9 protein-coding genes and 1 pseudogene are annotated in these 12,684 nt (G+C 64.3%); 8 read left to right on the top strand and 2 right to left on the bottom strand.

The window, feature by feature from the left end:
• The 3 genes and pseudogenes from AC5JJ1_RS00610 to AC5JJ1_RS00620 all read left to right on the top strand — a co-directional run.
• Nucleotides 1-155: transposase (locus AC5JJ1_RS00610; RefSeq protein ID WP_495783186.1), on the top strand; the 155-nt coding region annotated here is incomplete at its 5' end.
• A gap of 164 nt (nucleotides 156-319) precedes the next feature.
• On the top strand, nucleotides 320-1,540 hold the full coding sequence (locus tag AC5JJ1_RS00615; RefSeq protein ID WP_495783179.1) for an IS256 family transposase: 1,221 nt from the start codon (nucleotides 320-322) through the stop codon (nucleotides 1,538-1,540).
• A 37-nt stretch (nucleotides 1,541-1,577) separates the two neighbouring features.
• Nucleotides 1,578-2,096: pseudogene (locus tag AC5JJ1_RS00620) on the top strand (IS630 family transposase); the annotation flags it as partial.
• A gap of 44 nt (nucleotides 2,097-2,140) precedes the next feature.
• Here AC5JJ1_RS00620 and AC5JJ1_RS00625 read toward each other — a convergent pair.
• Nucleotides 2,141-2,968 carry a phytanoyl-CoA dioxygenase family protein gene (locus AC5JJ1_RS00625; RefSeq protein ID WP_495783180.1) on the bottom strand — a complete coding sequence of 276 codons (828 nt, stop codon included), beginning with the start codon at nucleotides 2,966-2,968 and terminating at the stop codon, nucleotides 2,141-2,143.
• Nucleotides 2,969-3,647: 679 nt separating this feature from the next.
• On the opposite strand from AC5JJ1_RS00625, the gene AC5JJ1_RS00630 reads away from it, so the two are divergent.
• The 5 genes from AC5JJ1_RS00630 (at nucleotide 3,648) to AC5JJ1_RS00650 (ending at nucleotide 11,648) form a co-directional block, all read left to right on the top strand.
• Entirely contained in the window at nucleotides 3,648-9,968 is a 6,321-nt protein-coding gene (locus AC5JJ1_RS00630) for a DUF4082 domain-containing protein (protein ID WP_495783181.1), read from the top strand.
• Nucleotides 9,969-10,117: 149 nt separating this feature from the next.
• Nucleotides 10,118-10,330 (top strand): hypothetical protein, encoded by a 213-nt coding sequence (locus AC5JJ1_RS00635; protein WP_495783182.1) that lies wholly within the window; start codon nucleotides 10,118-10,120, stop codon nucleotides 10,328-10,330.
• 1 nt (nucleotide 10,331) lies between these two features.
• A complete protein-coding gene (locus AC5JJ1_RS00640) occupies nucleotides 10,332-10,523 on the top strand; it encodes a hypothetical protein (RefSeq protein ID WP_495783187.1) in 192 nt (63 codons plus the stop codon).
• 61 nt (nucleotides 10,524-10,584) lie between these two features.
• Nucleotides 10,585-11,136 carry an IS630 family transposase gene (locus AC5JJ1_RS00645; protein ID WP_495783183.1) on the top strand — a complete coding sequence of 184 codons (552 nt, stop codon included), beginning with the start codon at nucleotides 10,585-10,587 and terminating at the stop codon, nucleotides 11,134-11,136.
• An 11-nt stretch (nucleotides 11,137-11,147) separates the two neighbouring features.
• On the top strand, nucleotides 11,148-11,648 hold the full coding sequence (locus tag AC5JJ1_RS00650) for an IS630 family transposase (RefSeq protein ID WP_495783184.1): 501 nt from the start codon (nucleotides 11,148-11,150) through the stop codon (nucleotides 11,646-11,648).
• A 33-nt stretch (nucleotides 11,649-11,681) separates the two neighbouring features.
• Here AC5JJ1_RS00650 and AC5JJ1_RS00655 read toward each other — a convergent pair whose 3' ends face one another.
• Nucleotides 11,682-12,515: an IS5 family transposase gene (locus tag AC5JJ1_RS00655; protein WP_495783185.1), complete on the bottom strand. Its 834-nt coding sequence runs from the start codon at nucleotides 12,513-12,515 to the stop codon at nucleotides 11,682-11,684.
• Nucleotides 12,516-12,684: the final 169 nt, after the last annotated feature.

Here is a 12,684-nt window from a genome sequence, read left to right on the forward strand (position 1 = left end):
ATCGGCTGGTGGGCGGGCCGCGAGCGGCGCTGGTGATCGACGACACGGCGCTGCCGAAGAAGGGCACGCTCTCGGTCGGCGTCGCACGGCAGTACTGCGGCCAGCTTGGCAAGCAGGAGAACTCTGATGTTCGTCGTCAACCCTTTTGGGCATGACCTTACAAGCTCCGGATAGGCCGCGGAGTTGTATCGCTTAGCTGTTGCGCAGCGCAGGAGGCAGAGCCGCTGAGACGACGGTGAGCAGACTCTGATGCGCGGGTTGGGGGTCTGTCGGAAAGTTTGTGTTTGGGGCGGTACGATGCTGCTGAAGGGGCCATCGCATGCCGCGACGCAAACAGCCTGCCATCCCGGATGAGTTGCTGGACCAGCTCTTGGGCGGGTCTGATCCTCGAACCGCTCTGGCCGAGGGCGGCCTGCTGGACGATCTCAAGAAGGCCCTCGCTGAGCGGGCGCTGAACGCCGAGCTGGACCACCACCTCGAGGGCGGTGAGCCGGACGGGCGCGCCAACGGCCGGAATGGCTACAGCGCCAAGAGCGTGCTCACCAACACCGCCAAGCTCGATCTGCAGATACCACGCGACCGGCTGTCGACCTTCGACCCGCAGCTCATTGCCAAGTACCAGCGCCGCTTTCCCGGCTTCGACGACAAGATCGTGTCGATGTATGCGCGAGGCATGAGCACCCGCGAGATCCAGGGACACCTGCGCGAGCTCTACGGCCTTGAGGTCTCGCCTGACCTGGTCAGCGCGGTGACCGATGCCGTGCTGGACGAGGTCACCGAATGGCAGAACCGGCCGCTCGAGGCGCTCTACCCGCTGGTCTTTCTCGATGCGATCCGGGTCAAGGTCCGCGACGAGGGTACGGTCCGGAACAAGGCGGTCTATGTCGCGCTCGGCGTCCGGGCGGACGGCACCAAGGAGGTCCTCGGTCTCTGGATCGAGCAGACCGAGGGCGCCAAGTTCTGGCTCAGGGTCATGAACGAGCTCCGCGACCGCGGCGTGGCCGACATCCTGATCGCCGTCGTCGACGGGCTGAAGGGCTTTCCGGAGGCGATCAGCGCGGTGTTCCCGAAGACGCAAGTCCAGGCCTGCGTCGTTCATCTGATGCGTCGATCCCTCGACTTCGTCTCCTACAAGGACCGCAAGGAGGTCGCGGCGGCGCTGAAGGAGATCTACCGTGCCCGCACCGCTGAACTGGGCGAGGCCGCGCTGGAAGCCTTCGACGACGGCCCGTGGGGCCGCAAATACCCCGTCATCGCCCAGACCTGGCGCCGGCACTGGCCGGAGGTCATCCCGTTCTACGCATTCCCCGCTGAGGCACGCCGGATCATCTACACCACCAACGCTATAGAGTCGCTCAATGCCAAGCTGCGCCGTGCGGTGCGAGCGCGCGGCCACTTCCCACACGATGACGCCGCGCTGAAGCTGCTCTTTCTCGTGTTGAACCGCGCGTCCAAAGATTGGAAGATGCCGCAGAAGGAGTGGAGCGCTGCCAAGGCACAGTTCGCCATCCTCTTCCAGGACCGCTTTGCCATCACCTGATCAACGCCGCCCCACACAAAATTCCTGACAGTCTCAGGCACCGGCATTCCCGATGCGCCCAGGTCAGGCCGAGCGGCCCACCCATGACTATCACCGTCGTGGCACGATCGACCTGTTCGCCGCGCTCGACGTGAAGTCCGGCAAGGTAATCGGCGCCTGCGAGCGGCGCCACCGCAGCGTTGAGTTCCGCGCCTTCCTAGACCGGGTCGACGACTGTGTGCCGCCGGATCTCGAGGTCCACCTCGTGCTCGACAACCTGAAGACCCACAAGACCCGGCTGATCCACGACTGGCTCGTCAAGCGCCCGCGCTTCCATCTGCACTTCACGCCGACCAGTGCCTCGTGGCTCAACCTGGTCGAGTGTTGGTTTGCCCTCCTGAGCCGTCGGCGCCTCGAGCGCGGCGCCTTCACCAGCACAGCGGACCTGGAGACGGCGATCCAGTCCTACATCGCCGAGACGAATGCCAACCCGAAGCCGTTCGTCTGGACCAAAGCCGCAGACGACATCCTCGCCAGCGTCGCCCGATTCTGCCTCAGGAGTTCTAACTCAGACCACCAGTGCACGATGCCACATCACGTGACAGTTCATAGCTCGCCGCGTCAGGCCACCGCATTGGGATGGCGGTTTTCCTGCGGTGGCGCAAGAAGAAGGCGGTTCATGTAGCGGTCGAACCGGCCTGCCGCGCGCACGGGCTCTGGCGCATACCGGAAGGCAAAGACTGGCAACACCGAATATTGGACCTGGAGCAGGAGGCGCGGGCGCTCTTCGGGCACCAAGCCCGCATGGATGCCATAGGTGTCGGCAATGAAGCTGGTGCCGACAGGGCCGTTGACCGTAGTGAGCGCCTCGGCACCATACTGATGCGTCAGCTCGTCCGGCTTGTAGAGATACGAGAGGAACGACCCTCTGGTGCGGTGCGATCCGGCGACATAGACATGTGGGCCAGATTTCTGGTCGACATCCGTGAGATAAATGAAAAGTTTCACGGATCGCCAATCATCCAGATCGCGATGAAAGGCCTGTACGTCAGTGGGCCGGGCGGGATTCGGGAAAGACCAGCGCAGCCCAAGACTCGATACTGTCGGACGACACCCAATATAGCGGCGGGCAATCTCGACGACTTGCGGGTTGTTGATAATGTCGAGAATATGCGGGCAGGACAGGACGGTCGACAGCGAGTAGGCCGCGCTCGCGGTTCCGAGCGGCAGGGTTGCGAGCGGCACGGCGCTGCCGTCGGGGCCGACAACCGGGCGGCTTGCCAGCCAGGTCATCATCTCCTCGATCGCCCCGGGCGACAGCAAGGGCCGCAGGGACGCCAAGCCTTGGTGATGCAGGGTCGCCGCGGCTGTCTGGCGCTCGGCCTCCTCCTCAGGCGAGCCTGGCCGCCCCTGGGCGGCGCCGTGCCGCCAAGCAATGGCCGTGCCCAAGCAACGGGCAACAACTCGGCGCAGTCGGGGTGCCACCACGAATCGCTGGCTATAATACAAAGCCGCTCGCATGGGCTGGAAACCGGGTCCCGGTACTAGGCGCGCATAGGGCAGCATGATGTTGATCTCGGCTTACTGACGGCAACGGCTCACCGACGACCAGCGCGCGTCTCGACCGACCACGTTGGAACCATCGTGGCAACAATCTCTATCACTCGGCTTTCCAGCGCCAGGTTACAATTTCGCAACATAATATCACAAATTAGACAATAACCGAAATGGTCTTCGTCCGAGGGGGCGATTGGCGGGTTAGATCTGGGCCATTCGTTGCCCGCACGCTGTCCCTCCGGCCCTGGACCGGCGGCGATCAGGGTGGTGGGCAGGCGCATGGTCGGGGTTCCAGCGCACATCCCATGATTTGGAAAATTACTAAATTGTAATCTTTATCATATGTTCATGCTGTTCCTGCCATCAGGTGGCCGATCGTATACCGTGCCAACATGACCTCCAAGAAATCGGACCACCTCCGCGACAAACAGCCAGCCCGATCCAACAAAAGTTAAATATTTCTTTTTTGTTACCGAACTCTGGGGTCGAGTTGTATAAGCTAGAACATTCTTAAAAATTGTAACCGGTGCTGTTATGCCGGTTGAATGCGGACTATGCGGAGAGCGCGACTATGGCCGACAACGCGATTTTGCTTGAGAACCAGAAGCAAGGCACTGCGCGATCGGTCTGGGATGCACCCGCCACTAATCGAATCGAAGGCTTCGCCACCGACATCAGCGTCGATCACGGCGACACTGTGTCGTTCAAGATCAACGTCAATGCTGCGGTCGGTCAGCAAGTACCCTACCGCATCGAGATCTATCGTCTTGGCTATTATGGCGGCGATGGCGCCACTTTGGTCACGACCATCAATGCCAGCGGCACGGCCCAGCCGGAGCCCCTGAAAGATGCGCGCGGGCTGGTGGACGCCGGCAACTGGAGCGTCTCGGCCAGCTGGGACACGCCCGCTTCCGCTGTCTCCGGCGTCTACCTCGCCAAGCTGGTCAGGTTGGACAGTGGCGGCGGCACCAACCAGATCCCCTTCATCATCCGCGACGACAACTCGACCAGCGACATCGTCCTGCAGACCTCCGACACCACCTGGCAGGCCTATAACGGCTGGGGCGGCAACAATGCCAAGGTCGCCGGCAACTTCTATGGCGGCTTCGATCAGCCGGACAACCTGACCAGCGATCCTGGCCCCAACCAAGATCGCGCCTTCGCCGTCAGCTACAACCGCCCGATCATCACCCGCGACGGCGGCGGTGCCGCATCGGGGGCGCAGGACTACCTGTTTGGCGCCGACTACGCCGCCATCTCCTGGCTCGAGAAGAATGGCTACAGCGTGTCCTACATGTCGGGCGTCGACACCGACCGCCTCGGCGCCAGCTACCTGACCAACCACAAGGCCTTTATCTCGGTTGGCCATGACGAATACTGGGCGGGGGCGCAGCGCGCCAATGTCGAAGCAGCCCGCGACGCCGGCGTCAACCTGCTTTTTTGGAGCGGCAACGAGGTCTACTGGAAGACGCGATGGGAGTCCAGCATCGCCGCCGGCGGCCAGGATCATCGAACGTTGGTGTCCTACAAGGAAACCTGGGCCAATGCCACGCCCACAGCCGGGCCGCAGGACTATGCCAACATCGATCCCTCGAATGAGTGGACCGGCACTTGGCGCGACCTCCGCTTCGTCGATGCGGTGAACGCGGCCGGCACGCGCATTGCCACCGGCGCGCGGCCCGAGAATTCCCTCACGGGCCAGCTGTTCGGCCCGGACGACACTGGTCGCGGCACCTCAATCGACATCCCACAAGAATTCGCTGCCCTCCGGGTATGGCGCGACACCGGTGTTCCGGCCACTGGGCAGTTCGATCTCGCGCCGGGCTTGCTCGGCTATGAGTGGGACACCACACCGGAGGATGCCTACCGGCCGGCCGGGCTGATCAAACTGTCGGAGACAACGGTCAATTGGGGCTCCATCCTCGTCGACCAGGGCAACCGCACCGCACCCGGGATCGCCACCCACAATCTCAGCCTCTACCGGGCTGACAGCGGTGCACTGGTCTTCGGCGCGGGCACCGTCTTTTGGAGTTGGGGGCTGAGCAACGAGCATGATGGCTCGCCCTACGATGCCACCATCGCCAACCGGACAATCCAGCAATTCACGGTCAATCTCTTCGCCGACATGGGCATCCAGCCCGGCGTCGCCAATGCCGTCCTGGCGTCACAGGGCCTCGTGCGCGCCAGTGCCTCGACCGACATAACCCCCGCCCGGATCACGCTGTCCAATCTGCCGGATGCCGTCAGCGCGCGGCAGACCATCACCATTGCCGGGACCGCGACCGACAACGACGGCAACGCCGCCACCACCGACGGCCGGGTTGCGGTGGTGGAGGTCTCCCTCGACGGCGGCACGACCTGGCGGGTCGCGGAGGGCACCACCAATTGGAGCTTCGACTGGCGGCCGACCGCACAGGGCACTTACACCATCGTGGCGCGAGCCATCGATGACAGCCTCAATATCCGCAGCGTGCCGACGGCGCAGGACATTGTGCAGGTTACGGCGCCCACCCCGCCCAGCGTCTTTACCCTGTTCGACAATGCCGCCCCGACCAATGCCGCGCTGTCCAGTGACAACCAGGCGGTCGAACTCGGCATGAAGTTCACCGTGAGCCGCCCCGGCGAGATCACGGAGCTCAAATACTATCGCGCCTCGGGGGATGCCGGAGACACCGACACGCGCAGCGGGCATCTCTGGGGACCGGACGGTTCACTGCTGGCGAGCGCGACCTTCACCTCCGCCCCGGGCGTTACCGGCTGGCAGGTCGCCACCCTGACGGCGCCCATCACCCTGCAGGCCGGCAGTCAGTACACCGTCTCCTACAAAACGGCGAACAACTACCTTGCGACGTCGGATTTCTTCAACCCATCGCGGGAGGTCACCTTCGACGGCCTGGACAACGATGCGTTCAGCGAGCCGTTTGGGGTCATCAGCGCCCCACAGAGCTCGGTGACCGGCAATACCGGCGGGGTAGGCGGCAACGGGGTCTATGCCTATGGCGCCGCGCTGACATACCCCAACAACACCTTCGGTGCCTCGAACTACTGGGTCGACGTGACCTTCCGGCCGCTCGATGCCTCGGCCAACCGGCCACCGGCCTTTACCTCGCCGACCGCCTACACCATCCCCGAAAACCAGGCCCAGGTCGCCACCGTGGCGGCGCAGGATCCGGACGGCAACAGCCTGACTTATGGGATTGTCGGCGGCGCGGATGCCAACCTCTTCCAGATCAATGCGTCGACCGGCGTCCTGCGCTTCAAGGTCGCGCCGGACTTCGAGGTGCCCGCCGATGCCGGAGCCAACAACGTCTACAATGTCACGGTGAGCGCCAGTGATGGCTTCGCCAGTGTCACGCAGGCGCTCGCCATCAGCGTCTCGGATGTGGTCGAGACAACGCCGACCGGGGTAGGCCTCTTTGCCGCGACGGATGTCCCTTCCCGCTTCGTCAGCGGATCGTCGGACCCCACGAACTACGAGCTCGGCACCCGGTTCACCGCCAATGCTACCGGAACCGTTGAGGCACTGCGCTACTATCGCGGGGCCGCCGATGCCGACGACACGGATGCCAGGACCCTGACGCTGTGGAATGCGCAAACCGGGGCCAATATAGGCTCCGCCAGCGTGACCTCCGCGCCCGGCGACACCGGCTGGCAGGTTGCCAATCTCGCCACACCGGTCAGCCTGCAGTCCGGCGCCTCCTACATTGTTTCCTACAGCTATGCCTTCAACAATGGCAGCGGCGCCGTCGAGAGCTATGCGGCAACCGCCAGCTACTTCACCGCCGCCAAGCAATCAGCTGGCGGATACCTGACGGCCCCTGCGAGCGGGGCCTCCGCGGGCAATGGCGTGTTTGCGGCTGGCGCCCCGGGCAGCTTCCCAGCGAGCACGTTCAACGCCACGAATTACTGGACGGACGTGATCTTCCGGCCCGGGCAGGATGCACCGCCCAGCTTCACCTCGGCCAGCACCGTCACGGCCAATGAGAACCAGATCCTGGCCACGACCTTGCGGGCAACGGACCCGGACGGTGGCACTCTCCAATACTCCATTGCCGGCGGCGTCGACGCCGCCAAGTTCCAGGTCAACAGCACGACCGGCGTGGTGACCTTCAGGGCGTCGCCCGATTTTGAGACCTCGGGCGATGCCAATGGCGACAACATCTATGAGCTGACCGCCGGCGTCTCGGATGGCACCACGACCGTCACTCAGTCGCTGCGGGTCACCCTGACCAACCTCGCCGATGCGGTCACCGCCTCCACCCTGTTCGGACAGGGTGGCGTGCCAGCACAGATCGTCACGGCCGACGCCGGCGACTACGAGCTCGGCCTGCGCTTCCAGGCCACACAGTCCGGGGTTGTTAGTGCGCTACGCTATTTCCGCGGCGCCGAGGACGCGTTCGATACTGACACCCGCACGCTCAACCTGTGGGACGCCTCCGGTTCGAAAATCGCCTCGGTCACGGTGACCTCGCCGCAGTATGCCAGCGGCTGGCAGGTGGCAACCTTGGCAACGCCGGTCGCGCTCACCGCCAACACCACCTATGTGGTCTCCTACGGCACCACGCAGAATTATGCGTATACGCCAACCGCCTTTGCCACGGACATCACCGGGTCTGGTGGTGTGCTGCGGGCGCCTGCTGCCGGTGGCAACGGCGTCGTCGCCGAGGGAACGCCGAACAGCTTCCCCACTGCGACAACCGGTGCGAATTACTGGGCAGATCTGGTCTTCGCGCCGGGCAGCGGGCCGGTCTTTACCTCGCCAGCCACCTTCGCCAGTGCGGAGAACCAGACCGCCGTCGGCACCGTCGCGGCGGTGAATGCCCAGCCGGTGAACTATGCCATCGTGGGTGGAGCCGATGCAGCGTTGTTCCAGATCAACGCCGCAACCGGCGCCCTGTCGTTCCGGACCGCGCCGAATTTCGAGGCACCGGGCGATGCCGATCGCAACGGGACCTACCTACTGACGGTCAGCGCCTCCGACGAGGTCACCGGCACGGTGCAGCAGAACCTCGTCGTCACGGTGCAGGACCTGAACGAGTTCGCGGTCACCGCGCCGCAGGATACCAACACGGCGACGAACACCGTTCCCGAGAACTCTCCCGTCGGCACCCTGGTCGGCGTGACGGCGCTCGCCACGGATGCCGATGGCTCGTTGAACACCGTGAGCTACAGCCTGACCGACAATGCCGGTGGCCGCTTCACCATCAACCCGACGACCGGCGTTGTGTCGGTGGCCATGGGCGCCGTCATCGACTTCGAGACCGCCACCCAGCATGGCATCACCGTCCGGGCCAGCTCGGCCGACGGCTCCTCGGCGAGCACCAGCTTCACGATTTCGGTGCAGGACCTCGTCGACAGCGGCGTCTCGCGAACCGGAACGGCCGGCGCTGACTCCCTGCTCGGGACCAGCGGCAATGATACGCTGACTGGTCTGGACGGCAACGATACGCTGGACGGCAGCACGGGGGCGGACAGCCTAGTGGGAAGCACCGGCAACGACGTCTATATCGTGGACAATGCTAGCGATGTCGTGACCGAGGCCTCCGGCGCCGGGACGGATACGGTCAGGACGACCCTGCTGGCCTATACGCTAGGTGCCAATCTCGAGGCCCTGGTCTTCACCGGGGCGGGGAATTTCAGCGGTACCGGCAACACCCTGGCCAACAGCATCACGGGCGGCGCCGGTAACGACACGCTCAACGGCGGGTCCGGAGCGGATACGCTGGATGGCGGCATTGGGGCTGACACGCTGGTGGGCGGGGCCGGCAATGATACCTATCTCGTCGACGATGCCGGCGATGGCGTGACCGAGGCGGCCAGCGCCGGGACGGACACGGTCAGGACCGGTTTGCTGGCCTATGCGCTGGGCCTCAACCTGGAGAATCTGGTCTTCACCGGGCTTGGCAATTTCAGCGGGACCGGCAACGCCCTGGCCAACAGCATCACCGGCGGCGCCGGCAATGATACGCTGGACGGCGACGTCGGCGCCGATACCCTAGTGGGTGGTGCCGGCAACGACACCTTTATCGTCGGCAGCACTGGTGAGGTGATCACCGAGACGGCTGGTGCCGGGACAGACACCGTCCAGACAATCCTGTCTGCCTATACGTTGGGCACCAATCTGGAGACCCTGACCTTTGTCGGATCCGGCAACTTCGCCGGCACCGGCAACGCGCTCGCCAATAGCCTGACCGGCGGCGCGGGGAATGATACCCTCAACGGCGGCACCGGGGCCGACACCCTGATCGGTGGCGCGGGCAATGACCTCTACACCATCGACAATGCCGGCGATGTGGTGACCGAGCTGCAGGATCAGGGCGTGGATACGATCCAGGCCTCCCTGACCTTCACGCTCGGCGCCAACATCGAGAACCTCGTGCTCACCGGCACGGGTGCCATCAGCGGCACCGGCAACGGCCTCGACAACAGCCTGACCGGCAACGCCGGGGCCAACCGGCTGACCGGCGGAGTGGGCGCGGATACCCTGATCGGCAATGGCGGCGCCGATACCCTCGATGGCGGCACGGAGAATGACCGGCTGACTGGGGGGGCGGGGGCTGACTCCCTCACGGGCGGGGGCGGGGCCGACATCTTCATCTACAATACGACGAGCGAAGGCGGGGATACCATCACCGACTTCACGTCCGGCGTGGACAGTATCTGGCTGTCGGCAGCCGGCTTCGCCGGCCTCGCGCCGGGAGCCCTGGCATCCAGCAACCTGACGATCGGGGCCGCCGCCAGCGGAACAGCAGCCCAGATTATCTACAATCCAACTCTGGGGCGCTTGTCCTGGGATGCGGACGGGTCAGGAGCTGGAACCGCCATCGTATTGGCAGCGCTCTCCAACACGCCCGCCATACTGAACACGTCCGACTTCCTGGTGGTGGCTTGAGGGCCACCCGGTTGGCGATGAGAGGCGGGAGCCACCCTGCGGTTGGCGCTGGAGGACAGCTACGGGATGGTGCGAGTTGGACCACTACCCCGGAGCGTCCCAGGCAGAGGGCAGGATGATGCGGAGTGTGCTCGGGCACACCCTTCCGGATGGACGAACCGATGTGGTGTTTGGCGGCCATCCGCTGCTGGTATAGGGAGAACGAGGCCAATTGCCGGATTGCGGGCGTGTCCGGCATCGGCCCAAGCACGGCCTTCGCCGTTGGTAACGCCACCAACCTCATCCCCGGCTCGGCATTTCAGGGCCTGAATCGGGCTTTTACCGAAACAGAACAGCACGGGTGTCAAGCCGCGGCAGCATAGCATCTCGAATGCAGGCCAACGCTATTTGCGTTGTGCGCTTGTGTCCGGAGCCTCAGCGGCGATTCGACATACACAGGCTAAACGGGGGATGGCTGAGGAAACTGCTTGGCTACCGCTTAACCATGATGGCAGTGATCGCGTAGGCCAACAAAACTACTCATACCAGTCCGCGAAATTGCTGACTCGGACGTGATTTGAGCCGACGCGGGCGGAAGTGATTCTGGTGGCGTCCAACCCAGTTGAGGGAGGACGCGATGGGTGGGCGAACGCTGACGATCCGCACAGAGCTGCCGGCGGCGGAGTTGCGTCGGTTGGCGCGGCGGGAGGAGGACCGCGCGGCTGCGGCACGGATGCAGGCAATCGCGGGCGCGCTTGAGGGTCTGCCGCGGGCTGAAGCGGCGCGGCTGGCTGGCATGGAACGGCAGGCGTTGCGCGATGCCGTGGTGCGCTACAACGCCGAGGGTCTTGCCGGACTGCACGATCGACCACGCTCAGGTCGGCCAGCGCGGCTGGACGAGACGCAAAAGGCGGCGCTGAAGCAGGTGGTGCTGGACGGACCAGACGTCGAGGCAACGGGCCTGAGCGCCTGGACCTTGTCCGAGCTGTGCCGCGAGGTCGAACAGCGCTGGGGCGTGTCGTACCACCCCTCGCACATGGGGAAACTGATGCACCAGCTCGACTTATCGTGGCAGAAGGCGCGGCCGTCGCACCCAAAGGCGGATGCGGCAGCGCGCGAGGCGTTTGCAAAGGGGGGCTGCAGGCCGCTCTCGACGAGGCACGGGCGGAGCACAGCGACCAGCGCCTGACGCTGTGGTCCATGGATGAAGCCAGGTTTGGCCAGAAGGGCCGCGTTTGTCACCGCTGGTTCACCCGCGGTCAGCGCCCGCCCGGACTGTGCGACCAGCGCTATAGTTGGACCCACCTCTTCGCCGCCGTCCGGCCCGCAACAGGCAGGGGCTTCGCCCTCGTGCTGCCCGAGGTCTCGGTCAAGGCGATGAACGAGTTCCTCGCCCGGTTCGCAGCAACCCTGGCCAATGACGAGCACGCCGTCATGGTGCTCGACCGTGCCGGTTGGCATACCGCCAAGAAGCTCGTGATCCCGAGCAACGTCACGCTGGTCTGGCTGCCGCCGTACTCACCGGAGATCAACCCGGTGGAGCGGGTCTGGTTGTACTTGCGCGAGAAGCACTGGAGCCACCGCCTGCTCGATACCAGTGACGCCATCGTCGATGCGCTCTGCCGAGCTTGGAATGCACTCACCGCAGAGCGCCTACGAAGCCTCACCAGCTACCCCTACTTGGAGCAGGTCAAGATTTAGGCGGATCGGTATCAGAGGGTGTTAAGCAATTTTTTATTGTTTGTTGGCTAAACGGCGGAGCGTGATGCGCGTCATGGCGGCGTACAGCAGCATCTCGCTGGTCTGGATAAGGCGCTCGAAGTCACGGCTCAAGCGCCGGTTTCGCCCGAACCAAGCGAATGTGCGCTCCACCACCCAGCGCCGCTTGAGCACATGGAAGCCGCGCGGAATCTCGGGGAGCGGCTGATCGGGGCGACCCCAGATACCGCGTAGGCCGGTCCACCAATGCTTGCTGATCGTCAGCTGCCAGCCCAAGCGTTCCAGCAGCCACGCCTTCAGGCCTTGGTAGGCGCTGTCGGCCCAGACCAATACAATGCTGGGGAACTCGGCATTCAGCCCAGCGAGCAGTAAAGGTGCACCAGTTCGGTCGTGGATGTCGGCGGTGTGCACACGCGCTTTCAGCAGGCTACCTTCAGTATCGACCAGAATATGGCGTTTGCGACCAGAGACCTTCTTGCCGCCGTCATAGCCGCGCGGCCCGCCGGCCTCGGTGGTCCGGACGGACTGGCTGTCGATGATGGCTGCTGTGGGCTGCGCCTTGCGGCCGATGGCGAGGCGGTGCTGCTCACGCAGTGCCGCGTTGACCCGCTCCCAGGTGCCGCGCCGGCGCCACTTGGCATAGTGGTAGAACACGGCTGTCCAAGGCGGAAAGTCGTGCGGCAAAGCCCGCCACTGGCAGCCGGTGCGGAGCAGGTAGAATACGGCCTCGACGATGCGGCGTAGCGGGAAGACTTGTGGATGTCCTGCCTGCTCTCCCGGGCAGAGCAGGGTTGCAAGGATCGTCCATTCTGCATCGCTCAAGTCGGAATGGTAAGAACTCGACGTCATGTATCAGAGATGGTGGCGGGATCTCTGCTATGCGCTGCTGCCAACAGCCACCAGCACGCAATAAAATTGCTTAGCAGCCTCTCACACCGCCTGGGCACGGCTGACTGCGGTGTGAGCTAGTGTTCTGACTCCAACACTTGTTTCCCTCGACGGACCTTGTCGAGAATGT

This window comes from Belnapia sp., assembly GCF_059504005.1.